This is a genomic window from Actinokineospora sp., assembly GCF_052390155.1.
Taxonomy (GTDB): Bacteria; Actinomycetota; Actinomycetes; order Mycobacteriales; family Pseudonocardiaceae; genus Actinokineospora.
In genome coordinates this window covers 1-25,176 of record NZ_JBQTHF010000101.1, presented here as the reverse complement: position 1 = coordinate 25,176, position 25,176 = coordinate 1, and the positions used below count along the sequence as shown (strand labels likewise).

Sequence of the window (25,176 nt, the reverse complement as noted above, 5' to 3'; positions counted from 1 at the left end):
GGGGGGGGGCGGGCGCGGGGGGGCGGGGGCCCGGCGGGGGGGGGGCGGGGCCCCGGGCGCCCGTGCGCCCCCCGCGCGGGGGCGCCGGGGCCCCGGGCCCCCCCCCGACCGGGATCCCCATGACGCGCGTGGCGCGGGGGGTGGACCCGGATCTGGGCGACCCGGCCGTGGTGCGGGCGGTCCTGGCGGCCCTGTCCGAGCCTGCCGACATCCGGCTCAGCCGCGCGGCGGACGCCACGAACCCGCCGGCCAGGCCCATGCTTCGCGGGTGAGACAGGCTCAGCGGGCCAGTGCCGCGACAGCGTCGATCAGGTCCGGGCCGTCCAGCAGGACGCGGTCGTTGTGGTCCGCGCCCGCGACCGCGACCCTGGTCACCGGGCCCGCCGCCGCGTCGGCCACGGCCTGGCTCTGGTCGGGCGGCACCACTTCGTCCGCCGTCCCGTAGACCACCGCTGTCGGCACCCGCACGCGGCGCACGGTGTCCGCGACCGGGAACGTGTCCTTGAGCAGGGCCCGCACGGGCAGCACCGGGTAGTGCACCGCTGCCGCCGAGGGCAGGTCGACGAACGGTGAGCGCAGCACCAGGCCCGCGGGCGGGTGCTCGGCCGCGAGCCGCGCGGCGACGGCGGCGCCCAGGCTCTCGCCGTAGTAGACGAGCCGGTCGGGGCGGACGCCCTCGTGGTCGATCAGGTGGGCCCGGGCCGCGCGGGCGTCGAGTGCGAGGCCCTCCTCGGTCGGGTCGCCGGGATTGCCGCCGTATCCGCGGTAGTCGACCAGCAGCACGGCCAGTCCCCGGGCGCGCAGCGCGGCGGCCAGCGGCGCGCGGTCGGCCCGGTTTCCCGCGTTGCCCGCCAGCACCAGCACGGTCGCGCCGGGTCCGGGCACGAACCAGGCCGCCAGCCGCAGGCCGTCGGCGGTGGCGAAGGTCACTTCGCGGGCGCCGGGCAGCAGGTCGGCGGCGTGGGGGAGCGGGCCGTCCGTGGGCAGGTAGATCAGCTTGCGCTGGAACAGATACGCGAGCGTGAGCACCAGTGTGACCAAGGTGAGCACACCGGCCAGTCCGTAGAGCAGGGGACGCGGCACTCGCCCAGTCTGCCGCCGAGGGCAATATGGTGGGCGGCATGAGCACACATTTCGACGTTGTGGTCTTGGGCGCGGGACCGGGCGGGTATGTCGCCGCGATCCGGGCCGCCCAGTTGGGGCTGACGACCGCGATCATCGAGGAGCGCTACTGGGGCGGCGTCTGCCTCAACGTCGGCTGCATCCCGTCCAAGGCGCTGCTGCGCAACGCCGAGCTCGCCCACCTCGTGCAGCACGAGGCCGAGACCTTCGGCATCCGGGTCGAGGGCAAGATCAGCGTCGACTACGGCGCCGCGTTCCGGCGCAGCCGCACGGTCGCCGACGGCCGGGTCAAGGGCGTGCACTACCTGATGAAGAAGAACGGCATCACCCAGTTCCAGGGCCGGGGCACGTTCACCGACCCCAACACCGTCGAGGTGGCGCTCACCGACGGCGGCACGGAGACGGTGACCTTCGCCAACGCCGTCATCGCGGCCGGCGCGACGACGAAGCTGCTCCCCGGCACGACGCTGTCCGACCGCGTGGTGACCTACGAGGAGCAGATCCTCAGCGAAGACCTGCCCGACAGCATCGTCATCGCGGGCGCGGGCGCCATCGGCGTCGAGTTCGCCTATGTGCTGCACAACTACGGCGTCAAGGTCACCATCGTGGAGTTCCTCGACCGCGTCGTCCCGCTGGAGGACGTGGAGGTGTCCAAGGAACTGGCCCGCCGCTACCAGCGGCTCGGTATCGAGATCCTGACCGGCACCCGGGTCGAGTCCATCGACGAGTCCGGGCCGAAGGTGCGGGTCACGGTCGCCAAGAACGGGCAGGAACGGGTCCTGGAGACCGACAAGGTGCTGCAGGCCATCGGGTTCCAGCCCCGCGTCGAGGGCTACGGCCTGGACAAGACCGGCGTCGCCCTGACCGACCGCGGCGCCATCGCGGTCGACGGCCGCTGCCGCACCTCGGTCCCGCACCTCTACGCCATCGGCGACGTCACCGCGAAGCTGATGCTCGCGCACGCCGCCGAGGCGATGGGCATCGTCGCGGCCGAGACCATCGCGGACGTGGAGACGATGGAGCTGGACTACGCGATGATCCCGCGCGCGACCTTCTGCCAGCCGCAGATCGCGAGCTTCGGCTACACCGAGGCGCAGGCGCGCGAGCGGGGTCACGACGTCCAGGTGGCCAAGTTCCCGTTCACCGCCAACGGGAAGGCGCACGGCCTCGCCGACCCGGTGGGCTTCGTCAAGCTCATCAGCGACAAGAAGTACGGCGAGCTGCTGGGCGGGCACCTCATCGGCCCCGAGGTCACGGAGCTGCTGCCGGAGCTGACCCTGGCGCAGCAGTGGGATCTGACGGTGCACGAGGTCGGGCGCAACGTGCACGCCCACCCGACGCTGAGCGAGGCCGTCAAGGAGGCGATCCACGGCCTGGCCGGTCACATGATCAACATGTAGCTCACGCCGGGAAGAACAGGCCCGCTCCCGAGACCGACACCGACACCGCGTCGCCCTCGCCGACCAGCAGGGGAGCGGCCACCCTGGCCACCACCTCCACCTCGGCTGTCGCCAGCGTCACTGTCGCGTCGTGGCCGTGGAAGCTCGTGCGCAGCACCCGCGCCGGGACGCCCGGCCCGTTCGCCAGCGGCGCGAGCTGCTCGGGGCGCAACAGGACCGTGCCCACCCCGGTCGCCTGACGGGCGAGCGGCACCGGGCCGAGCGCGGAGGTCGCCGTCGAGCCCGACGCGACCGCGGGCAGCAGCACCGCCTCGCCGACGAAGGTCGCCACCGCCATGTCCACCGGCCGCTGGTAGACCTCCTCCGGCCCACCCGCCTGCACGACGACGCCGTCGCGCATCACCGCGACCACGTCGGCGACCGACAGCGCCTCGTCCTGGTCGTGGGTGACCAGCAGCGCCGTCGTCCCGGCCGCGCGCAGCACGCGGCGGACGTCGGCGCGCAGGTCCGACCGCAGGCCGGCGTCCAGCGCGGAGAACGGCTCGTCCAACAGCACCAGATCCGGTCTCGGCGCCAGCGCGCGGGCCAGCGCGACCCGCTGCTGCTGGCCGCCGGACAACTCCGCGGGCTTGCGGCGCTCGTAGCCCGCGAGGCCGACCAGCTCCAGCAGCTCCGACACCCGGTCCGCGCGCCGCGCCCGCGGCAGGCCGTAGCCCACGTTGCCCGCCACCGACAGGTGCGGGAACAGCGCCCCCTCCTGCGGCACCACCGCCGCGCGCCTGCGCTCCGGCGGAACGTGCGTGCCGGGGCAGGCGACCGTCCGGCCGCCGAGCCGGACCTCGCCGCCGTCGGGCCGCAGGAACCCGGCCACCACGCGCAGCAGGGTGGTCTTGCCGCACCCGGACGGGCCGAGCACCGCCGCGAGCGAGCCTGACGGCACGGTCAGATCCACCCCGCGCAGCACCCGGGTGCTCCCGTACCCGGCCGTCACCGCGGTGATCGTCAGCTCGGTCACGTGCTCGCTCCTCTGGTCGCCGAATCGAGTACGGCCACGTCGCGGCCCGAGCGGAACACCGACATCTCCAGCAGGACCGCGGGCACCGCCGACACCAGCACCAGCAGCGCCGCGTACGGGGCCGCCTCCGCGAACGCCGACACGCCGGTCTTGGTCCACAGCGCGGTCGCCAGCGTGTCCGCGCCGGTCGGCCGCAGCAGCAGGGTCGCGGGCAACTCCTTCGCGCAGGTCAGGAACACCAGCGCCGCCCCGGCCGCGACGCCCGGCGCCGCCAGCGGCAGCGTCACCGTGCCGAACACCCGCGCGCGTCCCCGGCCCAGCGACCTGGCCACGTCCTCCACGGCGGCGGGCGCCGCGGCGATCGCGGTGCGCACGGCACTGATCGCGATCGGCAGGAACAGCGCCGCGTAGCCGAGCACCAGCAGCGGCGTCTGCTGATACCACGGTTGGGCGAACCGCACGCCGAAGAACACCAGCGCCAGCGCCACCGTGATGCCCGGCAGCGCGTGCCCGGCGTACGCCGCCAGCTCCACCGCCCGCACCGCGGGTGTCGACCGCCGCGCGGCGAGGAACCCCACGGGCACGGCCAGCACCACGGTGGCCAGCGCGCCCAGCGCGGCGAACTGCACGGTGGTCGCCGCGGTCTGCGCGAGCGCGGCCGGGTCGAACTCGGTGCGCCCGACGCCGAGCCACCGCACCAGCGCGGCCACCGGCACGCCGAGGGAGACGGCCACGATGGCGGCGAGGCCGAGCAGCACGGGCGGGCGCGCGGCCCGCAGCCGCACCGGTTCGGCCCGCCGGGGCACACCCGCGCCGAGCCGCGCCGCGGAGTTGCCGCGCATTCGGGCCTCGGCCAACGCCAACAGGATCGCCAGCACCACCAGCACCACGCCGATCACGGCGGCGGGCGTCCGGTCGAAGCTGCCCGAGTAGGAGGTCTGGATGCCCAGGGTGAAGGTCTCGTAGCGCAGCAGCGACACCGCGCCGAAGTCGTGCAGGACGTAGAGCGCCACCAGCAGCCCGCCCGCCACCGCCGAGGGCCACACGCGGGGCAGTGTCACCCGCGCGAAGGTCTGCCACGGGCCGTGGCCGAGCGAGCGGGACACCTCCTCCAGCGCCGGGTCGGCCGCGCGCAGCGCCGCCGCGACCGGCAGCAGCACCAGCGGCAGGTTCGTGGTGGTCAGCGCGAGCCACGCGCCGGGGAAGCCCGCCACGTCCATCGACAGCCACGCGAACCCGGACACGTACGACGGCACCGCCAGCGGCATCACCAGCAGCACTGTCCACACGCGACGCAACGGCACGGCCGTGCGGGTGACCGCCCACGCCGCCGCCGTGCCGAGCACCACCGCGCTCACCGCGACCGCGACAAGCAGCACCAGCGTGTTGGCGGCCAGTTCGGCCGTGCGCGAGCGGATCGCCACCGACCAGAACACGTCCCAGCCCTGGTCGGTGGCCCGCAGGACGAGGTAGACCAGCGGCAGGACGGCCACGACCACGGCGGGCAGCGCCGCGAGCAACCACCCGGTCGCCCGCGGCGCTCCGCGGCCGCGTGCCGTGCTCACCTAGAGCAGCCCCACCTGGCGCAGCAGGTCGGCGGTCTTGGGCAGCGACTGCAGGTCGGCCAGCTTGAGGTCCGGCGGCTGGAGGTCCGCCAGGGCGGGCAGCTTGTGCTTGCCGGACACCACGCCCGCGCGCACGGGGTACTCGGCGGTGGTGTCGGCGAAGTACTGCTGGGCCTGCGCCGAGAGCAGGAACTCGGCGAACTTGTCCGCCAGCGCCTTGTTCTTACTGGACTTGAGCACCCCGACGCCCGCCGCGTTGATCAGCGCGCCCGGGTCGTTTCCCTTGATGAAGTGCAGTTTGACGTTCATCTTGTCGACGCCGACCTGGGCGGCCTTCTCGAACCAGTAGTAGTGGTTCATCAGCCCCAGCGGCAGCTTGCCCTCGTCGACCGCGTCCCGGATCTTGATGTTGTTGTCGTACTTCTGCGGCTCGTTGGCCTTGAACTTCTCCAGCCAGGCGCGCGCGCCGTCCTCGCCGCGCAGCACCCGCACCGCGGTGACGAAGGCCTGCCACGACGCGTTGGACGGGGCGAACCCGACCTTGCCGCGCCACTTCGGGTCGAGCAGGTCGTCGATGCCCTTGGGCAGGTCGGCCTCGGCGACCTGCCTCGGGTCGTAGGCCACGACCCGGGAGCGCAGCGACGTCGCCACCCACGTGCCGTCGGCGGCGCGCCACTGCTCGGGGCTGGCGTCGAGCACGGCCCGCGGCAGCGGCCCGAGTCTGCCCGCGGCGGCCAGCGCGCCGAGCGCGCCCGCGTCCTGGGAGAAGAACACGTCGGCGGGGCTGCGGTCGCCCTCTTCGGCGAGTTGGCCCGCGAGCGCGGCGGTGTCGCCGTAGCGGACGTCGAGCTTGACGTTCGCGCCGAGCGCCTGGCGCGCCTGCTCCAGCAGCGGCTTGACCAGATTCTCGTTGCGGCCGGAGTAGACCGTCAGCACGGGGCCGTTGTGGGCGGCCTCGGTGCTGCCGCAGCCCGCGAGCGTCGCGCCGAGGAGGGTGGCCAAGATCGTCGCCGTCAGCCGGGTTCGCATCGCTGCTCCCTGTCCGTACGAGATGGAAGGTGGTGAGGTGAGGCTAACCTTGTCACCCCGGATCACCGAATCGCATTGGCAAAGAAGGTGCTCGCGCGAGCGGACAGTCGGCCTACCCGGTGCGGCCATCCGGCCGAAACGCCTGGTCGAGCGGTACTTTCCGGCGGTCGACCAGTCCGAAATGGGCGAGTTTCGGGATACAGTCGGATGCGACGGTCAGCGAGGCGACATCGCTTCGCGGACCGGGCAGGCCGGGGTGCCGAACAGCCGTTTCGCCAAGCCGAGGAAACGAGGGGTATGCCCGCCGACCTGGTACTGACCGCTGCCGTCGAGCGCGTTCGCTTCGGCTCGACCGATCTCCCCCGACGACGGACCGCCGCCGACCGAGGCGACCGCCTGGTCGGCCGGGTCCGGGAACTGGCCGCGCTGGACCGGGCGCTGGGCGGCGGCCTGTTGGAGATCATCGGCGAGCCGGGGATCGGCAAGACCCGGCTGCTCGCCGAACTGGCCGCGCGGGCCGAGGGCACCGTGCTGCGCGCCCGGGCCACCCCGGCGACCGCGCGGACGCCGTTCCACCTGTTCGTCGCCGCGCTGGACGACCACCTGCGCACGGTGTCCCCGCGGCTGCCGTCGGCCATGGTGGACGCGCTCGCCCCGGTGTTCCCGGCGTTGCGCGGCCGCGGCGCGGTGGCCTGGGACTCGCGCGGCCACATCGACCACGACCGGGTCTTGCCCGCGCTCGTCGCGCTGCTCGACGCGCCGGAGAACAGGCACCTCGTGGTGCTGCTCGACGACGTCCACCACGCCGACCCCGGGTCGATCGAGGTCTTGGAGAACCTGTCGCCGACCGGCGGACTGCTGGTCGCCGTGGCCTACCGGCCCCGCCAGGCGCCCGCCCGACTGCGGTCGCGGCTGGCTGTCGGCGTCGAGCAGGGCACGGTGGCCCGGATCGAGCTCGGCCCGCTCTCGGCAGGCGAGGCCGCGGACCTGCTCGGCGAGCCCGCCGACGCGGTCTACCAGGAGAGCGGGGGCAACCCGCTGTACCTGAAGATGCTGGCCGCGGGCGTGCGCCCGACCGCCGGTCTCGAAGCGCTGGTCTTCGCCGAACTGGCCGTGCTCAGCCCGCGGGAGTGGACCGCGGCGGCGGCGGCGGCCGTGCTCGGCGAGCGGTTCGACGTCGCGGGGATCGTCGAGGTCGCGGGCCTCGACCACGAGGAGGCGGCGGTCGCGGTCACCGCGCTGCTCGCGCTCGACCTGGTCCGCCCGGTCGACGCGGGGCCGCGGCTGGCGTTGCGGCACCCGGTGCTCGGCCGGGTCGTCGCCGAGCGGGCCGACCCGCTCTGGCGGGTCGGCGCGCACTGCCGCGCCTACGAGCGGGCCACCCTGGCAGGCGCGGGCGCGGCGGAGCGCGCCCGGCACGTGGTCCGCTTCGCGAGCACCTGGAACCCCGCGCACTTCACGGTGCTGCGCGAGGCCGCCGCGAGCGCGTCGCCGGTCGACGCCGCGCACTGGCTGCGGGCGGCCGTCGAGCTGCTGCCCGCGTCGGCCGACTTCGCCGCGGCCCGGGCCGAGACGACGTACCTGCTCGGCCGGGCGCTGGGGCTGGCTGGCCAGGTGGTCGAGAGCCGGGACCTGCTGCACGACCTGCTGCCGACGGTGCCCGCCGGGCTGAGCGCGTTGTACTCGGCGGCGGTCGCGCTGTGCGGGCGGATGGAGCGGCTGCTCGGCCACTACCGCGAGGCGGCCGCGCTGCTGCGCCGCGAGATCGCGCACCGGCCCGCCGAGGTGTCGGCGGAAGCTGTCGCGGTGCGCGTCGAACTCGGCACGACAGCCCTGCTCGCGGGCGACTACGCCGCGGCCCGCGCCGATGTCGCCCGCGCCCTGGTCGTCGCGCGGGCGCTGGGCGACCCCGCCGCGGCGGCCGGTGTCCTCGCGCTGCAGGCGTTCGGGGAGACCTACCACGGGTGCACCGCCGACGCGGGCGACCTGGCCGACGCCGCGGCGGCCGCGGTGGACGGCCTGTCGGACGCGGCGCTCGCGGGCGACTGCGAGCTGCTGTCCCGCCTGGGCTGGGCCGAGTTGTTCCTGGAGCGGTTCGCCGACGCCGAACGCCACCTGGCGCGCGGTGCCGCGCTGGCCCGCCGCCGCGGGGAGCACCACACCCTCGCGCACCTGCTGCTCGGGCTGGGGCAGGTCAACGTGCTGCGGGGCCGGGGCGCGGCGGGCCAGGAGTACGCGCGCCAGGCCGAGCGGACCGCGGACCTCGTCGGCGGCGACGACATCCGCGCGTTCGCCGCCGCGCTCAAGGTGCTGGCCACGATGGGGTCCACCGACTCCGGCGACGTGGTGGCCACGAGGGCGCTGGCCACCCGCGCGGCGACCGCGACGGGCCCGGCGAGCGGGTGCTGGTCCCGCACGGTGCACCTGGTCGCCGGGCTGACCGCGCTGGTCGCGGGCGACCCGAACACCTGCCGGTCGACGCTGCTGCGCATCGGCGGCGGGCCGGAGCTGCCGCTGGTGCAGCCCTCCGTGCGGCCCCGATACCTCGAAGTGCTGGCCATGGCCATGCTGGCGACCGGCGACCTGGACTCCGCCGAGGCCGCGTCGCGGACCGCGCGGGACGCGGCGCTGGGGCTGGCGCTCGCGGGCCAGCGCGCCTGCGCGACCAGGGCCGCCGCGGTCGTGCTCGGCGCGCGGGGCGACCTGTGGGCGGCGGCCGAGCTGTTCGCCGAGGCGGCGGCCGGGTTCGCGGCGGCCGGGATGGTCCTGGACGAGGCGCAGACCTACCTGCGCGCGGCACCCGTGCTGCTCGCCTGCGGGCGGGCCGACGAGGCGGCCGCCCTGCTCGACCGGGCCGCCGTGACCGGCCTGCGCGTCGGCGTGGGGTGGCTGCGCGACGCGGCTCGGCTGGCCAGGACGGTCGTGCCGATCGCCGCCGCGGACCCCGGACCCCCCGGACCGCCGTCGGTGTCCCTCGGTGCCGCCCGCACGGCGGTGCTGACGAGCCGGGAGCTGGAAGTGGCGCGGATGGTGGGCACCGGGCGGACCAGCCAGCAGATCGCCCGGCACCTCGGGATCAGCGCGCGGACCGTCGAGACCCACCTCACCCACATCTACCGCAAGCTCGGTGTGCCGTCCCGCTCGGCGCTGGCCTCGCTGATCGAACGGACCGCCGACGCCCCGGTCGTCCCGCTGCGGCTGGTCGCCGACCGGTAAGCCGATCCCTGGGTATTGCGGCGGACGCGCACTAGCGTCATCGCCATGACTCGTTACCGGTATCTCGACGGGATGGGTGACGTCGTCGCGTACCGCGACTTCGACGATCACGCCGCGGCTCTCGCTTGGGCGAAGGACGGCGAGGACAACGACGAAGAGGTACAGCGGGTGGAGTACCTCGGCCCAGAGGGCGACTGGCGCTGGGCCGGTGCCCTGGAGGGCTGAGCGCTCGTCGCCCACTCGCCCGCGTTTCTCCGTAATCCCACGTACGGGTCCGGCGCTGTGCCGCCCGTCGCGAGTCCTCCCGGCGGCCGGTGGTCGAATGTGGGCAGCGGTGCGGCTGAATGGCCTCCGGGATACTGCGTAGGTCGAATCGCGCCCGTTCTGGATACAGTTGTCCTCGACGCCGGAATCGGAATTCGCGGCCGGTGCCGAATCTCTTGTCCACGCACCCCAGACCTGCGGTCGCGGGTGAGCTGTGCCCTCGGGAGGAGGAGATCCGAATGCGCATTATCATCATCGAGAGCAAGTAAATTTCACTGAAACGCGCGGGCGGGTATCGCGGAACGATGTTCACCGGTAACCCGCCCGCGCATTCTTTCACTCAATTCACGGGCGGCATTCGCCGAAATCGGGCCGAAGGGACGTAGCGGTGACCCAGGTGATCCAGGCGCGGCACACCGCGCCACGCGACCGGTCCCGGCGCGGCGCGCTGTTCGGACTGTGGGCCGCCGCCGCGGTGTCCGGCGCGGGCCGCACGGTGTCGGTCGTCGCGATTCCCTGGGCGGTGCTGGCCACGACCGGCAGCACGAGCCAGACCGGGTTCGCCGTGGTGAGCGCGGGCCTGGGGATGGCGTTCTTCGGCTTCCTCGCGGGCCCGCTGATCGACCGGATCGGCGCCAAGCGCGCCGCGGTCGGCCTGCTGGTCGTCGCGGGCGCGGTGATCAGCCTGGTGCCGACCCTCTACACCGTGGGGCTGCTGGAGTACTGGGCGGTGCTGGTGATCGTGCTGGTGGCCAGTTCGGCCGACGCCGTGGCGATGGTCGCGGTGCGGGCCCTGGTCCCCGAGACCGCCGAGCGCGCCGGGGCGTCGCTGGAGTCCGCCAACTCGATGCTGTCCGCGATCGACCGGCTCAGCCTGTTGCTCACCCCCGTGGTCACCGGTGCCGCCATAGCGCTGACCAGCGTGCAGACAGTCCTGTGGATCGACACCGCGGCCTGCGTGCTCGCCGCGCTGATCCTCGCGGGCACGGCCCTCGCGCCGACCCGGGTCGAGCCGCGCGAATCCCGCTCCTACCTGGGCGAACTGGTCGACGGCGTGCGGACGATCTGGCGGGACCCGGTGCTCCGCGCGACCGGCGCCACGGCGGTGCTGGCCAACGCGCTGGCGGGCAGCCTCTACTCGGTCGTGCTCATCGCCTACGCGAGCGAGGTCTTCCACAGCGCGACCGCGTTCGCCGCGATGGTCGGGGCGCTTGGCGCGGGCGCGGTGGTCGGCGCGGTCGGGTTCGGGGTGATCGGCCACAAGCTGCCCCGCAGGCCGAGCTACCTCACCGGGTTCGCGGGCGCCGGGCTCACCACGATGCTGTTGGCCCTCCAGCCGTCGCTGCCGGTCACATTGGCCGTGCTGGCGCTGTCCGGGCTGTTCCTCGCCCCGATCGGTCCGCTGATGGCCACCGTCTACCAGGAGCGCACGGCGGCGGGCGAACGCGGCCGGGTGTTCTCGGCTCAGCAGGCGGTCGGCGTGGCCGCGCTGCCCGCCGGGGTGCTGGTGGCCACCGCGGCGATGGGCTCGATCGGGCTGTCGGTCACCTTCCTGGTCATCGGTGGGCTGAACGTGCTGATCGCGGTGGTCGCGGCGACCCGGCCCGCGATCCGGCTGCTGGACGGAGGTGGATCCCGATGACGGGCGACGACTCGGTGTTGCGGGTGGAGCGGACCGAACCCGTGGCGGTGCGGCTCGCCGCCTCGCTGGCGGACGCGGGCATCCGCGCGGGCGACCGGGTCCTGGTGCTCGGCGACAACTCGCCCGGCTACGTCGCGCTGCTGCTCGCGCTGATCCACCTGGACACCTCGATCGTCCTGGTCGACCGTAGGCAGACCGCCGACCAGGTCGCCCAACTCCTGGTGCGCTCGCAGGCCCGGTGGGCGGCGGCGGGCCACGAGCCCGAGCCCGGCTCCCCGGAGGCGGCGGCCGTCGAGATCCTCGGGCGGGACCGGGTGCTGCACTACCCGAGCCTGGCCACCGCACCCGGGTCAGCAGGCCGGATCGACCTGCGGGCGTGGGCGGGCAGGCGGGACGGGGTGGTGCTGTGGTCCTCCGGCACCACCGGCAGTCCCAAAGGGATCGTCCGCCCGGGCGCGGCGATGCTGGCCAACATCGCGGCCAGCGGCCGGGCAATGGGCTACACCCCCGACGACGTATTGTTCCCGATGCTGCCGTTCTCCCACCAGTACGGGATGTCGCTGGTGCTGCTGTGGTGGACCACGCGGTGCTCGCTGCTGGTCGCCCCGTACCTGCGCCTGGGCGCCGCCCTCGACCGGATCGGCCCGCGCGGGGTGACCGTGGTGGACGCGACCCCGCCCACCTACCACACGCTGCTCGACCTGCTGGGCGGGCGCCCGGAGCTGGTCGAGGCGGTGCGCTCGGTGCGCCTGTGGTGTGTTGGCGGCGCGCCGCTGCCCGGCAGGCTCGCCGAACGGTTCCTCGACACGGTGGGGCGCCCACTGATCGACGGCTACGGGCTGTCCGAGGTCGGCAACGTCGCACTGGCCACTTCGGACAATCCGGTGGGCTGCGGCAGGCCACTCGACGGGGTGGCCGTGCGCATCGACGACGTCTCGCCGGACGGTCTCGGCGAGGTGGTCGTCCGCTCGCCCGGCCGGATGGCGGGCCTGCTCGACGCCGACGGCTCGTTCGTCCCGGTGCACGACGAGTGGGTGCGTACCGGCGACCTCGGCCACCTGGACCCGCACGGCAACCTGCACGTCGTCGGCCGCAAGCAGGCGGTGCACCGGATGGGCTACACGCTCTACCCGGAAAGCCTGCGCAGGCAGGCGGAACGGTGCGGCCACCAGGTCGCGGTGATCGCCGTGGACGAGGAGCGGCGCGGCTGCCAACTGGTGTTCTTCGTCGAGGACGCCGAGGGCCGGGACAGCCGGTTCTGGCGCGGCCGGTTCGCCGCGCTGCTCGCCGAGTACGAGCGGCCCAACGTCGTGACCGTCCTCGACCGGTTCCCGATCAACACCAACGGCAAGGTCGACCAGGTTGCCTTGCTCGCCGCCGCCGCGCATCGGGTGGGAGTCCGGCGCGAGGAAGGAGAACAGCCGTGACCATGGTGGCCCCGCCCGCCCCGGCGGCCGACAGCGCGACCGTCCCGTTCGCCGAGCGACTCGACGGCCTCGCCGCCGTCGCCGCGTTCCTCGACACCGACCGCGCCGCCGTGCTGGACATCCTCACGGAGGTGACGATGCGCCGCGCGGCCGAGTACGAGGTGCTGGCCGCCCGCGACACCCTGCTCGGCGCGCCCGCCGAGGTCGCCGCCGCCCGGCCCGCCGCGCTGGCGTCGGCCGCGGTCTTCATGCCCTCCAACGTGGTGCTCTACTCCTACGTGCTGTACCTGCTGGTGCCGAGCCTGTTCGTAGAGTCGGCCGCGTTCCGGCCGTCGAGCCAGGTGCGGGCGCAAACCGTGGCGCTGCACGAACTTCTCGCGCCCGTGCACGGATTGCCGGTTCGGCTGGAGGACACCAGCCAGCGCCGGTTTGCCCAGGACACCGCCGCCCGCGCCGATCTGGTCGTGTTCACCGGGCGGTACGAGAACAGCGAGAAGATCCTGTCCCTTGTGGACGATGAGCAGTTGTTCGTGTTCCTCGGCCAGGGCGCGAATCCGATCGTGCTGGCCGAGGACGCCGACCTCGACCTGGCCTGCGCCGACGCGGTGGACATCCGGCTGCTCAACTCCGGGCAGGACTGCCTCGGGCCCGATGTGCTGTTCGTGCCGACCGCGTCGTGCGAGGAGTTCGTCGCCCGGCTGACCGCGCGGCTCGACGGGCTGCGGGCGGGCCGCTACGTCGACCCGGACGCCGACTACGGGCCGCTCTGGTACGACAGCGCCTGGGACACCGTGGCGACTTTCCTGTCCCGCCACCGCGATCGCATCGTGCACGGCGGCAATCTCGACTTCCGGCACCGGGTGGTACCGCCCACCGTGCTGGTCAGCTCATTGCGCGACCGCCCGCCGCTGACCGAGTTCTTCGCCCCGGTGTTCAATGTGGTCACCTACCCGGACTTCGCCGCGCTCGGCGCGGTGCTCGGCGTCGACCCGTTCGCCGAGCACGCGCTCGGCGCCAGCGTCTACGGCACCGTGCCGGACAGCTTCCTCGCGCTGCTGCGCAGGCGGCACACGGTCACCCTGAACACGAGCCTGGCGTCGGTGGACGACGGGAACCGCCCGTTCGGTGGGTACGGACGGATGGCCAATTACACCCAGTACCGGGGAAAACGCGATGTCTCCCCGGTACTGGTGTCCGAAGTGGTCGGTCGACGCTGGGGCCGGTCGTGACCGCGTTGGCGAGCGACCCGCTCGTCGGTGTGCACCCGAGCGCGTGGCACGCGGTGGTCGATTTCCTTGCCGGGCAGGGAGTCCGCACGGTGTTCGGTCTGCCGGACGACGACCTGGGCCTGCTGTCCGCGCTCGGCCACGAGCCCGGCGGCCCGATCGACCTGGTGCTGTGCCGCAACCAGCGCAACGCGCTGTTCATGGCAGCGGGCCACGCGGTGGCCGAGGGTAGTCCCGCGTGCTGTGTCGTCGGCCGCGGGCCCGCCCTGGCCAACGCGATCCCCGGGCTGGTCGAGGCGCGGGCGGCGCGGATTCCGGTGCTGCTGCTGGCTTCGGCGACCGCGTCGGCGCGGCTGGGCACGGGCGCATTCCAGGAACTCGACCAGCTCGCCCTGGTCCGGCCCGCGGTGAAGTGGGCGTGCCGGGTCGAGCACGGCGACCGGCTCGCGGCCGTGTTGGCGAAGGCGTGGCTGGTGGCCGCGTCGGGCGCGCCGGGACCGGTGTACGTGGAGATCCCGGACCACGTGGCCGCGATGGCGGTCCCGGTCCGGTCGAGCAGGCCGTTGCCGCCGCCGCCCGCGCCGGGCGGGGACGACCCGCACTGCCTGGATCTGTTGCGCCGCAGCAGGTGTCCGGTGGTGCTGGTCGGCGGCGGTGTCCGGCACCGCAATGCGGGCGCCCGGTTCGAGCGGCTGGCCGACCGGCTCGGTGCCCTGCTGCTGACCACCGCGTCCGGCCGCGGCACGGTGGCCGAGGACCATCCCCGGTTCGGCGGCCTCGCCGGGCTCTACGCGCCGCCCGCCATCGCGAGCCTGCTCGCCGACGCCGATCTGGTCGTGGCGCTGGGAAGTAGGCTGGAGGAGACCGCGACGCACGGCTGGGACGCGGTGTCCGCGCCGGTCGTGCAGGTGAACACCGAGCCCGCGGACCTGGCCCTGGAGCGGCCCGGTCCGGTGGTCGTCGGCGACGCGGGCGCGTGCGTCGACCGCTGGCTCGACCTGGTGGACCGCGAACCCGACGCAGGCTGGACGGGCCGGATCGAGCGGGCGCGGGCGCACGCGGTGGCGGCGGCCCAGGCGTCCGTCGCGCCGCGCGCCGACGGCCGCCCGCGGGTCGTGGAGGTGTTGAGCGAACTCGACCGGACTCTGCCCGCCGACCGGATTCTGGTGCAGGAGAACGGTTTGTCCGACATGTGGTCCTACCTGTGGCCGCGGTGGCAGGTCGGCGCGGACGCCGGGTCGGTGGTGCCCGGTGAGCAGACCAGCCTCGGTTTCGGGGCCGCGGCGGCCATCGGCGTGAAGCTCGCGGTCGGCGAGCGGCCCGTGGTCGCGCTGGTCGGGGACGGCGCGTTCGGCTTCCTCGGCCCGGATCTGGTCACCGCGGCCGAGTCCGGCGCGGCCGTGCTCTACGTCGTGCTGGACAACGGCGGGTACGGCTGGCTGCAACACGTGCTGGACGGTCAGCGGCCGCGGGGTTCGCGGTTCGGCTTCGTCGGCGCCACGGCAGGCGGGTCGGTCGACGTCGTGCCGCACGTGCTGGTGGAGAGCCGCGCCCAGCTTCCGGCCGCGCTGGCCGAGGTCTGGCAGCACTGTCGGGCGGGCCGCGTGGGGGTCCTGCGGGTCTCGGTCGCCCTCGACGACGCGCCGCCGCTGGGCGACGACCATCCCGAACAGGAGAGCCGATGACCGCCATCGCAGACCAGCCGCTCGACGCGCCCGCCGCGGCGTGGACCGGTGGCCTCCGGGTCCCGGTCGGCATCCAGGGCACCGGCCTCTACGTCCCGACCGAGGTGGTCACCAACCGCGACCTGGTGTCCACATTGGACACAACGGACGAGTGGATCCGCGCCAAGACCGGGATTCGGGAACGCCGCTACCTGGCCGCGGGCATGCAGAACTCCGACATGTGCGTGCGCGCCGCGCGGGCCGCGCTGGCCGACTCCGGCGTGCGGGCCGACGAGATCGACGCGATCGTGGTCGCCACCTTCACCCAGGACCAGCCGCTGCCCTCGACCGCGCTGATCGTCAAGGACGCGATCGGCGCGCACTCGGCACTGCCGCTGGACCTCAACCAGGCCGCCTGCGCGGGCGGTGTGTACGGCATCCTGGTGGGCAGCCATCTGTTGCAGAGCGACAGTTTCCGGTCGGTGCTGGTGATCGGCGCGGAGGCGCTGTCGCGGGTCACCGATCCGCGCGACCGCTCGACCAGGGTGTTCTTCGGCGACGCGGCCGGGGCCGTGGTGCTCGGCCGGACCGTGTCCGGGTTCGGGGTGCTGTCCTGGGACATCGGCTCCACGTTGTCCCACAGCGTCGAGGTGCCCGCGGGCGGCACCCGGGCGCCCGCGTCCGCGCGGACCGTCGCCGACGGCGGGCACTACCTGAAGATGGACGGCCGCGTGGTCTGGACCGAGGCCACCGCCCGGCTGCCGCGCAGCATCGAGGCGGCGGTGGCCAGGGCGGGCCTGCGGGTGTCCGAAGTGGACCATTTCTTCCTGCACCAGGCCAACCTGAACATCGTGCGCGAGGTGATGTCCGTGCTCGACGTGCCGGCCGAGCGCGCGCCGACCTCCGTGCAGCACCTGGGAAACACTGGCGCGGCAACGGTTTTCACCGTGCTCGACCAGGCCATGCGCGGCGGGTCGGTGGCCGCGGGCGAGGTGCTGGTGGTCTCCGCCATCGGCGCGGGATTCCTCTGGGGGTCCCTCTGTCTCCGGCACGGCCCGCAGGTCGCGCCGACCTACTCGGAATGGGGCATGACATGATCGAAAATCAGCTCCGCGAACTATTCGCGGCGACCTTCGCGGTGGACATCCCGGCCGCGGACATCCTCGTTGACGAACCGCTGTGGGGGTCGGCCTCGCGCTTCGGCCTGGACTCGATGGACTCGCTCAAGCTGATCGCGCTCGTCCAGCAGCGGCACGGGTTCGACATCGGCGCGCTCACCCCGACCACCTTCACCAGCGTCCGGTCGATCGTGGAGTTCATCGACCCGGCCGCGGTCCCCGCCAACTAGAGGAGTACGCGATGCAGGGGTACCTGACCCGGCTGGTCCCGGTCGAGGACGAGGACTACGCGCTGGTCGCGAAGTGGCTACAGCCCGGGCCCGAGGGCGCGCTGGGCGCGGGCGGCGAGTCGCAGTTCATGTCCACCAAGCAGTTGGGCGAGGCGCTCGGCCGCAGCACGGGCGCCATGGTGGCCACAATGGACGGTCGCAAGGTCGGCTACGTGCAGTGGCACCGGCTCAAGCACGGCGGCAGCTACGAGGTCGGCGGCATGATCGGCGACACCGACCTGTGGGACAGCGGCTGCGGCGCCGAGGCGGGCCTGCTGCTGCTGGACTACCTGTTCCACGAGAAGAACGCCCACCGTGTGCAGTTCATGACCGGCACCTACAACCGGCGGGTGCTCAACTTCATGATGAAGTCCAATGTGGTCGTCGAGGGCGTGCTGCGGGACTACTTCTTCCTCGACGGCTGCTACCACGACGCCGTCATCGCGTCCTTGCTGCGCGAGGAGTACTACGCCGCGGCCAAGGAGGGCGTCGCGGTGCGCGACCTGGTCCCCGCCGAGGACCGCGAGCGCGGCAGAGCCGAGTTCCAAGAGTACATGCGCGGCCGGTGGGACACCGTCTACACCGAACTGCTTGAGCGGGGCTAGCGGCCATGGGTACTGGACTCGGCGGCCGGGTCGTGCTGGTGACCGGCGGCTCCGGCGGGATCGGCTCGGCCGTCTGCCGCACGCTCGGCGCGCTCGGCGCCACGGTCGTGGTCGGCTTCCACCGCAACGAAGCCGGGGCGAGCGCGATCGCCGAGGAGATCACCAAGGACACCGGGATCGCGGCCGACACGTGCGGGCTCGACCTGCGGGACAACGCGCAGGTGCAGGACGCGGTGGGCGCGGTGGCCCGCCGACACCAGCGGATCGACGTGCTGGTGAACAACGCGGCCGCGGGCAAGGCCGGGCTGGTGCTGCCGACCAACCCCGCGGCGGACTGGGTCGGCACCGTCGAGACCAACCTGCTCGGCGCGTACTACTGCGTCCGGGCGGTGGCCATGCACATGCTGCTGAGCCGGTCCGGGGTGATCGTCAACGTCGCCTCGATCGCGGCGATCTCCGGCATCGAGGGCCTCAGCGCGTATTCGGCCAGCAAGGCCGGACTCCTCGGGCTGACGCGGTCGCTGGCGGTCGAGTACGCGCCGTTCGGCGTCCGGGTCAACGCGGTCGCCCCCGGCTACACCGAGGGCAACGGGATGATCGAGCAGGTCGGCGAACAGCGCCGAAACGGGCTCCAGGAACGGATTCCGCTGCGCAGGCTGGCCAGGGCGGACGAGATCGCCCAGGCCGTCGCGTTCCTGAGCACCGACGCGTCCAGCTACATTACCGGCCAGACCCTGGTCGTGGACGGAGGGTTGACCCTGTGACCGCCGAGCGCACCGCCTACCTGCTCGCCCCGCAGATCCGAATCAAGCCGGGGGAGTACCGCCCGCTGTACGACAGTTCCGCCGCCGTGCGTCGGCGGGTCGGCGAGGCGGGCGACGTGCTCGGCCTCGACCTGGCCGGGCTGTTGTCGGGCGGCACCGAGGACGAGGTCAACCGGGGCGTGGTCGCCCGGCCCGCGATCATGGCGCTCAGCGTCGCCCTCTTCGAGTCGGCGCACGGACCGGCGCCGGACTACCTCGCCGGGATCAGCCTCGGCCAGATCACCGCCGCCCACCTGGCGGGCTGTCTGTCCTATTCGGACGCCATTCGGATGTGCCACACCATGGCGGCCATCGAGGACGAGCACTTCGGCGCCGGGCCCTACGGGGTGTACTTCTTCTGCAACACCGACCTCGACAAGCTCGCGGCGCTGATGTCCGAATTGGACTCCGCGGGCCTTTTCCTGCGGCCGTGCGCCTATCTCGCCGACGACCAGATGATCGTGACCGGCGAGTTCGGCGCGCTGCGCGAACTGGCCACCCGGGCGCTCGGGTTCGGCGCGCTCGGCATGGTCATCCCGTACGGGCCGCCCGCGCACTGCGAGCTGCTGGTCGGGGTGCAGCGGCAGTTCGCCGAGCGGTGGCACTACCGCGACGGGCTGCGCGATCCGCGGATTCCGTTGGTGTGCAACCTGACCACCGATGTGCTCGACACCGCCGAGCAGGTCGGTGCCGCGTTGGCGGGCCAGTACACCAGACCGGTGCGCTGGGCCGACTCGATCCGCCGGATGGCCGCGCTCGGCGTCGGCACGCTGGTCGTGCCCGGTCCGGGGGCGTTCGTGCAGCGGTCGCTGGAGTCGCTGGCCGTGCGGTTCGCGGTCACCGACGGCGCCACCGTGGGGGCGTCCTGATGCGTTCGGCGATCCTGTTCCCCGGCTTGGTTCCGGTGTCCTACCAGGGTTTGGCCGGTTACCTGAGCCACGACCGGCACGCAGGCGCTCGGTTCACCGAGGCCGCCGACGTCCTGGGCTACTCGCTGTTCGACGCGTTCCGCGCGGCCGGGCCGACCGACTGGGAGGCGCTGGACTGCGCCTACCTGGCCGTCAACCTGGCGCTGGCCGACCACGCCCTGGAGCTGATGGCCAACGAGCCGGTGCTCGTCGCGGGCGCCAGCTTCGGCGCGCTGCCCGCGGTGGTGCTGGCGGGCGGGCTCGACTACCCGGCGGCGCTGGAGCTGGTCGCGCGCAGTGCCCGCATCCAGGCCGGGTACCTCGCGGGCTTCACCGAACCGGCGGGCTGCCACTTCTTCTGCAAGGTCCCGGTGGAGGACGTCGAGGAGATCGTGGCCGAGGTGGCCGCCGACGGTCGGTGGATCGAGATCTCGGCGTACCTGGGACCCGACATCCACGGCGTGTCCGCGAGCCTGGCGACGATCGAGCTGGTCAAGGCCCGGCTGACGGCCCGCGGCGGCTGGGGATTCCACACCATGAACCGGCCGCAGCACTGCGCCCGGCTGGCCGAGCTGCGCGACGACCTCGCCGAGCGGGTGTACCGGCCCGCGCTGTTCAGCGCCGCCCGGATTCCGCTGCTGTCGGACATCGACGGCCGGTCCCTGGTCGACCCGGCCGAGCTGCGGTCCTCGCTGCTGTCCGGCTGGGTGGACCCTGTGCGGCTGTCGGTGACCCAGCAGGGCCTGGCCCGCGCGGGGATCGACCGGGCGCACATGGTCGGGCCGCGCAACATCATCGGCAGGCTGGTCGCCGAGGTGTGCGAGGTGGTCACGGTGACGCCGGACCCGGCGCCAGTGCCGTGCTGACGGTCGTCGGCGCCACGACCGACCCGGCGGGCGGCGACCTCGACGCCGTGGTGCGGGCGGTGTTCACCGAGGTGGCGGACACCCTGTCGAGCCGGACGACGATGCTGCTGGCCGCCTCCGCCGCGTGCGTGGCCGCGGCCGACCGGTTCGCCCGGCAGTGGGCGGACACCAGCCGCGTGCTGCGTCCGTCGGACTCGATCGGCATGGAGACCTCCGAACTGCTGCGCCGAGTCGGCTGGCCGGGCCCGGTCTACCTGGTGGTGACGCCGGACGCGGACACCCGCCAGGCGCGGCGGATCGCGCGGGTGCTGGCCGCCGGTCGGGAGACGGTGTACGGGGAGATCAGCGCCGAGCCGGGCGCGGGGTTCCGCGTGACGGCGATGGTGGTGCGGCCGTGAGGCGGGAGATCGCGGTCGCGGGGCTCGGGCTGGTCACCGGGTTCGGCGTCGGCGTCCGCCCGTTCTGGGACGGGCTGCTGGCGGGCCGGGTGGCGCTGCGGACCGGCGGGGAGTTCGACACGTCCGACTACCTCGGCGAGCCGGTCGGCGAGGTGCCCGGCTTCGCGGTCCCCGCGGGCTCGACGCGCAAGCAGGCCCTGCTCGACGTCGCCCTCGCCGAGGCGCTGCACGACGCCGGGTACCCGGCCGTGCCCGCGGGGGCGGTGGTGATCGTCGTCGGCCAGACCCCGGTCATGGCGGGCGACTGTCCGCGGGCGGCGGCCGAGATGGCCGGGCCCGCGCGGGTCTGCCCCGGGGTCGAGCTGTTCGGCGGCGGCCCGCTGTACCTGTCGCACGCGTGCGCGTCCGCCGCCTTCGGCGCCGCCCTGGCCAGGGAGATCATCGAGGCGGGCGCGGCTGAGGTCGCCGTGGTCGTCGGCGCGTCCGCGCTGAACCCGGTGGAGTACGCCAGCATGCACGCCGTCCGCGCGGTCGGCGCCACACCCGCCCGACCGTTCGACCGGGCCCGCGCCGGGATCACCGTCGGTGAGGGCGCGGGCGCGCTCGTGCTGGTCGCGGGCGGTCCGGCGGAGGTGGTCCTGTCGGGCGCCGCGTGCCGCGTCGGCGGGGCGAAGGCGGCGGCGTCGGACGAGGACGTCGTGCTGGACTGCCTGCGCCGGGCGTGCGGCGGCGACCCGGTGGACTACGTGCACGCGCACGCCACCGGCACCAAGCAGGGCGACTCGGCCGAGCTGGGCGCGCTGCGCACCCTCGCGGGCGAACTGGGTGTCGACGCGCTCCCGGCAAGTTCGCACAAGGGCGCGATCGGGCACCTGCTGCACGCGTCGTGCTTCCCGTCCGTGGTCGCGGCCACGCTCGCGCTGCGGCACCAGGTCGTGCCGCCGACCGCGGGCCTGCTCGACCCCGAGCCCACCGACCGCGTGGTGCTGCCGCGGCACGCGCTGACCGGGCCGGTGCTGCGGTCCGCGCTGGTCAACAGCTTCGGCTTCGGCGGTAACAACGCCGCGCTGACCCTGCGCGGGCGCTGACCGAGGGTGTGCGCGCTACCTGTCCGATCGGACGGTATGCACTGTCGAAACGGGCGGGTGAGGCGGGTGATACCGCCCGTTCGTCCTACCGTGATTAGCCGGGACGGGGGGTAACCTGGATCACACGACGGAGAGGTTGTGCCCGTGGGCTCGAAGGGCGGTGTGATGCCACAAGCTATGCCGCCTGCCTCCCGGGCGGCTGCGCTCACGGACACGGGTTGGCGGGCCGAGAGCGGCGGGCTGGCCAAGTTCCACGCGCCCGAGATCGTCTTCGGCCCCGGCTCGCTGGCCGAGTTGGGCTACTGCGCGTTGCGGGTCGGCGCGCGCCGACCGTTCCTGGTCACCGACCCCGGCATCATCGAGGCGGGCTGGGTCGACGAGGCCACCCGCCACCTGCGCGAGGCCGGGCTGCGCCCGATCGTCTGGCACGAGGTCACGCCCAACCCCAAGGATCACGAGATCGAGCAGGCGTTCGCGGGCTACGCGGCCGCGGGCGGCGACGTGATCATCGCGGTGGGCGGCGGGTCGTGCATCGACGCGGCCAAGGGCGTGGCGATCCTGTCCGGCAACGGCGGGCGCATCCTGGGCTTCGAGGGCGTCGACAAGGTGGTCAACCCGATCCCGCCGCTGGTGATGGTCCCGTCCACCTCCGGGACCGGCGCGGACGTCTCCCAGTTCTGCGTCGTGACCGACACCACGAGCCACACCAAGGTCACCATCATCAGCCGCACCCTGGTGCCCGACATCTCCATCATCGATCCCCGGCTGCTCACCACCATGCCCGACTGGCTCAACGCCGCCACCGGCCTCGACGCGCTCACCCACGCCATCGAGGCGTACGTGTCCAAGGCGCACAACATCCTCACCGACCACCACGCGCTGCACGCGGTCACCCTGGTCACGGGCAACCTGCTGCGCACCCAGACCTCGCCGCGGGTGCCCGGCCCGCGCATCGCGATGGCGCAGGGCGCGCTGGAGGCGGGCATGGCCTTCACCAACGCCATCCTCGGTGCCACGCACGCGATGAGCCACCAGGTCGGCGGCCTGCTCGACGCCCCGCACGGGGTGATCAACGGTGTGCTGCTGCCGCACGTGATCCGGTTCAACGCCGCGCACGACCCGCGCCGGTTCGTGCCGCTGGCCGCCGCCGCGGGCATCAAGGTGGAGGGCCTGCCCGCCGCCGAGGTCGCCGAACTGCTGGCCCAGCACGTCCGCACGCTGGCCGACGCGGTCGGCGTGCCGCGCGGCCTTGCGGGCCTCGGCGTCGGCGACCACAACGTCGGCCACCTCGCGCAGACCACGCTCAAGGACGCCTGCCTGGCCACCAACCCGCGCGACGCCACCGCCGCCGACATCGAGGCGCTGCTCCGAGCAGCGCTGTAGTGCGGCCGCGATGACGGCCACTGGCCCGGATCGGGCGGGCGAATTCGGGGCGATCACCGGGCTGCGCTCGGGCAAGCGGTCGTTCTACCCGGAGTACGTCCGCTCCACCGAGCGGCTCGCGCGGGCGGTCCAGGCGCTCGACGGGATCTCCCGCGCCCTGGTGCGCAACGTCGAGGGTCCCCGCGCGCTGGTCGAGGAGGTCGTGCGCGCCGCGGCCGACCACCTGCAGGCCGACTGGCTGCTGCTCGCGGTCGCCGACGGCGCGCTGCGCGGTGTGCGGCCGGGTTTCCTGTTCTACGACGTCGGCAGGCTCGTCGACCAGGTCGAGCTGCTGCCCGAGGAGGTCCGCGGCCAGCTCGACGTGCTGCGGTCCCGGTCGTGGGAGGTGGAGCTGGCCGACACCGGGCCGGGCTGGGTGCGCGCGCCGATGATCCTCGACGGCGAGCCGGTCGGCGGCATCGTCGGCTGGCCGGGCGTCGAGGTCGAGCCGACCGACCGGTCGGTGCTCGGCGTGCTGGCCAACCAGGCGGCGGTCGCGCTGCACAACTCCTACCTGCTGCACGCCGCGACCCAGCTCCGCGGCCGCACCGTGCAGCTCTCCCAGGAGGCCGCCCGCCAGGCCAGAGACCTGGCCACCCGCAGCGCGGAGCTGCAGGAGACCCAGCGGCGGCTGATGGACGCCATGGGCAGGCAGGTACTGGACGACGAGCGGCACCGCATCGCCCGCGAACTGCACGACAGCGTCACCCAGCACGTGCTCAGCGCGGGCATGACCATCGAGGTGTGCCGGGCCGACCTGGTCGACCTCGGACCGGAGGCCGCCGCGATCGCGGCCAGGCTGGTGCCGGCGAAAGACCTCACCCGGCGCGCCGTGCAGCAGCTCCGCGCGGCCATCTACGCGCTGCACCACAACGCCGACGAGCCGCCCGGGTCGCTGGTGTCACTGCTCGACCAGCTCTCCACGGTGCACCTGCCCGGCGACCTCCGGGTCCGGGTCCGGGTCGTCGGGGTGCCGGTCGCGCTGCCGCCGGACACCGACCACGCGCTGCTGCGCATCGCGGGCGAGGCGCTGTTCAACACCGCCGCGCACGGCCAGGCCGCCCAGGCGGTGGTCCGGCTGCGGTTCGCCGCGGACAAGGTCGTCCTCTCCATCGCCGACGACGGCAGCGGCGACCCGGCGCGGCTGCGCCACATGCTGCGCCTGGCCAGCGTCGGCGACTTCGACGGCCGCCACCGCGGCCTGGTCAACATGGCGGGCCGGGCCCGCGACCTCGGCGGCACCCTGGCCATCCGCCGCGCGCGGCTCGGCGGCGTCGAGGTGCGGGTGCAGATACCGATGGAAGGTGCGCGATGACCCGTGACGTGGCGGCGCCTGCCCGAGAGGTGCGGATCGTCATCGTCGACGACCACGCCATCGTCCGGCAGGGCCTGCGGTCCATCCTCGAACGCGAGCGGGACCTGACGGTGGTGGGCGAGGCGTCCACCGCGGCCGAGGCCCTCGCCGTCGTCCGCCGCGCCATGCCGACGGTCGTGCTGCTGGACCTGAAGCTGTCCACCGGCGCGGACACCGAGGGCCTGGCCCTGTGCGCGGAACTCACCGGCCGCTACCCCGACCTGGGCGTACTCGTCCTCACCACCTTCCTCGACGGCAAACTCGTGGTCGAAGCCATCCACAACGGCGCCCGCGGCTACGTGGTCAAGGACGTCGACACCACGGAGCTGATCCGCTCCATCCGCGCGGTGGCCCGCCGCGAGAGCGCGTTCGACTCCCGGTCCGCGGCCGCGATGGTGCACTCGATCAACAACCGCAGCGAGGTCTCCCTGACCGAGCGCGAACTGGCGGTGCTGCGGCTGCTGGCGCACGGACTGTCCAATAAGGACATCGGGGTGCGCATGTACATCTCGGAGACCACGGTGAAGTTCCACGTCCGCAACCTGATGCGCAAACTCGGCGTCTCCAGCCGAGCCGAAGCCGTCTACGAGTCGAGCAAACTCGGCATCATCTAGATGATTGATTCCGTGAAGATCACGTGAAGCCCCTGGGTTCGGGCATGGGAGGAGGGTGTCCAAGATCAATGTGTGAGCAAAGACCGAGACACCCTCCTGATCGCACTGTACGTGTTCATCGATGACTATGTGGTCCCACCCCGTGTCGGCCGTGGCCGCCG

Annotated in this window: 23 protein-coding genes; 19 read left to right on the top strand and 4 right to left on the bottom strand. The window is 73.5% G+C overall.

Features of this window, described 5'->3' with window-relative positions; genetic code table 11:
- The first annotated feature begins 119 nt into the window (after positions 1-119).
- The gene (locus tag ACT4N7_RS26890) at positions 120-272 is read left to right on the top strand and encodes a hypothetical protein (RefSeq protein ID WP_444831655.1); all 153 of its coding nucleotides are present in this window, start codon (positions 120-122) and stop codon (positions 270-272) included.
- A 7-nt stretch (positions 273-279) separates the two neighbouring features.
- Here the strand turns inward: ACT4N7_RS26890 and ACT4N7_RS26885 are convergent, their stop codons facing one another.
- Positions 280-1,083 carry an alpha/beta hydrolase gene (locus ACT4N7_RS26885; protein WP_444831654.1) on the bottom strand — a complete coding sequence of 268 codons (804 nt, stop codon included), beginning with the start codon at positions 1,081-1,083 and terminating at the stop codon, positions 280-282.
- Between the two features lie 38 nt (positions 1,084-1,121).
- Here ACT4N7_RS26885 and lpdA point away from each other — a divergent pair, with 38 nt between their 5' ends.
- Positions 1,122-2,522 (top strand): dihydrolipoyl dehydrogenase, encoded by a 1,401-nt coding sequence (gene lpdA / locus ACT4N7_RS26880; RefSeq protein ID WP_444831653.1) that lies wholly within the window; start codon positions 1,122-1,124, stop codon positions 2,520-2,522.
- Position 2,523: 1 nt separating this feature from the next.
- Here lpdA and ACT4N7_RS26875 read toward each other — a convergent pair whose 3' ends face one another.
- Genes ACT4N7_RS26875 through ACT4N7_RS26865 form a run of 3 tightly spaced genes read right to left on the bottom strand, consistent with a single transcriptional unit; the run spans position 2,524 to position 6,131 of the window.
- On the bottom strand, positions 2,524-3,537 hold the full coding sequence (locus tag ACT4N7_RS26875; protein WP_444831652.1) for an ABC transporter ATP-binding protein: 1,014 nt from the start codon (positions 3,535-3,537) through the stop codon (positions 2,524-2,526).
- Positions 3,534-5,102, bottom strand: coding sequence for an ABC transporter permease (locus ACT4N7_RS26870; protein ID WP_444831651.1), 1,569 nt, complete (start codon positions 5,100-5,102; stop codon positions 3,534-3,536). Before ACT4N7_RS26870 ends, ACT4N7_RS26875 begins: the two co-directional genes overlap by 4 nt.
- A complete protein-coding gene (locus tag ACT4N7_RS26865; protein WP_444831650.1) occupies positions 5,103-6,131 on the bottom strand; it encodes an extracellular solute-binding protein in 1,029 nt (342 codons plus the stop codon).
- Positions 6,132-6,428: 297 nt separating this feature from the next.
- Between ACT4N7_RS26865 and ACT4N7_RS26860 the strand changes: the two genes are divergently transcribed.
- The 17 genes from ACT4N7_RS26860 (at position 6,429) to ACT4N7_RS26780 (ending at position 25,015) form a co-directional block, all read left to right on the top strand.
- Positions 6,429-9,347 carry a LuxR C-terminal-related transcriptional regulator gene (locus tag ACT4N7_RS26860; protein WP_444831649.1) on the top strand — a complete coding sequence of 973 codons (2,919 nt, stop codon included), beginning with the start codon at positions 6,429-6,431 and terminating at the stop codon, positions 9,345-9,347.
- A 45-nt stretch (positions 9,348-9,392) separates the two neighbouring features.
- Entirely contained in the window at positions 9,393-9,572 is a 180-nt protein-coding gene (locus ACT4N7_RS26855) for a hypothetical protein (protein WP_444831648.1), read from the top strand.
- A gap of 427 nt (positions 9,573-9,999) precedes the next feature.
- A complete protein-coding gene (locus tag ACT4N7_RS26850; protein ID WP_444831647.1) occupies positions 10,000-11,253 on the top strand; it encodes an MFS transporter in 1,254 nt (417 codons plus the stop codon).
- Positions 11,250-12,680, top strand: coding sequence for a class I adenylate-forming enzyme family protein (locus tag ACT4N7_RS26845; RefSeq protein ID WP_444831646.1), 1,431 nt, complete (start codon positions 11,250-11,252; stop codon positions 12,678-12,680). The genes ACT4N7_RS26850 and ACT4N7_RS26845 overlap by 4 nt, the downstream gene beginning before the upstream one ends.
- A gap of 2 nt (positions 12,681-12,682) precedes the next feature.
- A complete protein-coding gene (locus ACT4N7_RS26840) occupies positions 12,683-13,909 on the top strand; it encodes an aldehyde dehydrogenase family protein (protein ID WP_444831656.1) in 1,227 nt (408 codons plus the stop codon).
- Positions 13,906-15,591, top strand: a complete 1,686-nt coding sequence (locus ACT4N7_RS26835) for a thiamine pyrophosphate-binding protein (protein WP_444831645.1) — start codon at positions 13,906-13,908, stop codon at positions 15,589-15,591. Before ACT4N7_RS26840 ends, ACT4N7_RS26835 begins: the two co-directional genes overlap by 4 nt.
- Positions 15,588-16,667 carry a 3-oxoacyl-ACP synthase III family protein gene (locus tag ACT4N7_RS26830; protein ID WP_444831644.1) on the top strand — a complete coding sequence of 360 codons (1,080 nt, stop codon included), beginning with the start codon at positions 15,588-15,590 and terminating at the stop codon, positions 16,665-16,667. The genes ACT4N7_RS26835 and ACT4N7_RS26830 overlap by 4 nt, the downstream gene beginning before the upstream one ends.
- Positions 16,664-16,918, top strand: coding sequence for a phosphopantetheine-binding protein (locus tag ACT4N7_RS26825; RefSeq protein WP_444831643.1), 255 nt, complete (start codon positions 16,664-16,666; stop codon positions 16,916-16,918). The genes ACT4N7_RS26830 and ACT4N7_RS26825 overlap by 4 nt, the downstream gene beginning before the upstream one ends.
- A gap of 11 nt (positions 16,919-16,929) precedes the next feature.
- Positions 16,930-17,562 carry a GNAT family N-acetyltransferase gene (locus ACT4N7_RS26820; RefSeq protein ID WP_444831642.1) on the top strand — a complete coding sequence of 211 codons (633 nt, stop codon included), beginning with the start codon at positions 16,930-16,932 and terminating at the stop codon, positions 17,560-17,562.
- A gap of 5 nt (positions 17,563-17,567) precedes the next feature.
- Entirely contained in the window at positions 17,568-18,326 is a 759-nt protein-coding gene (locus tag ACT4N7_RS26815; protein WP_444831641.1) for an SDR family NAD(P)-dependent oxidoreductase, read from the top strand.
- Complete coding sequence (locus tag ACT4N7_RS26810; protein WP_444831640.1) at positions 18,323-19,234, top strand: ACP S-malonyltransferase; 912 nt, start codon at positions 18,323-18,325, stop codon at positions 19,232-19,234. The genes ACT4N7_RS26815 and ACT4N7_RS26810 overlap by 4 nt, the downstream gene beginning before the upstream one ends.
- Positions 19,234-20,139 (top strand): ACP S-malonyltransferase, encoded by a 906-nt coding sequence (locus tag ACT4N7_RS26805; protein WP_444831639.1) that lies wholly within the window; start codon positions 19,234-19,236, stop codon positions 20,137-20,139. Before ACT4N7_RS26810 ends, ACT4N7_RS26805 begins: the two co-directional genes overlap by 1 nt.
- Positions 20,133-20,537, top strand: a complete 405-nt coding sequence (locus tag ACT4N7_RS26800) for a hypothetical protein (RefSeq protein WP_444831638.1) — start codon at positions 20,133-20,135, stop codon at positions 20,535-20,537. Before ACT4N7_RS26805 ends, ACT4N7_RS26800 begins: the two co-directional genes overlap by 7 nt.
- The gene (locus ACT4N7_RS26795; RefSeq protein ID WP_444831637.1) at positions 20,534-21,625 is read left to right on the top strand and encodes a beta-ketoacyl synthase N-terminal-like domain-containing protein; all 1,092 of its coding nucleotides are present in this window, start codon (positions 20,534-20,536) and stop codon (positions 21,623-21,625) included. Before ACT4N7_RS26800 ends, ACT4N7_RS26795 begins: the two co-directional genes overlap by 4 nt.
- A gap of 165 nt (positions 21,626-21,790) precedes the next feature.
- Entirely contained in the window at positions 21,791-23,008 is a 1,218-nt protein-coding gene (locus tag ACT4N7_RS26790; protein WP_444831636.1) for an iron-containing alcohol dehydrogenase, read from the top strand.
- Between the two features lie 10 nt (positions 23,009-23,018).
- Positions 23,019-24,362 carry a MadS family sensor histidine kinase gene (locus ACT4N7_RS26785; RefSeq protein ID WP_444831635.1) on the top strand — a complete coding sequence of 448 codons (1,344 nt, stop codon included), beginning with the start codon at positions 23,019-23,021 and terminating at the stop codon, positions 24,360-24,362.
- Complete coding sequence (locus ACT4N7_RS26780; RefSeq protein WP_444831634.1) at positions 24,359-25,015, top strand: MadR family response regulator transcription factor; 657 nt, start codon at positions 24,359-24,361, stop codon at positions 25,013-25,015. The genes ACT4N7_RS26785 and ACT4N7_RS26780 overlap by 4 nt, the downstream gene beginning before the upstream one ends.
- Positions 25,016-25,176 lie beyond the last annotated feature (161 nt).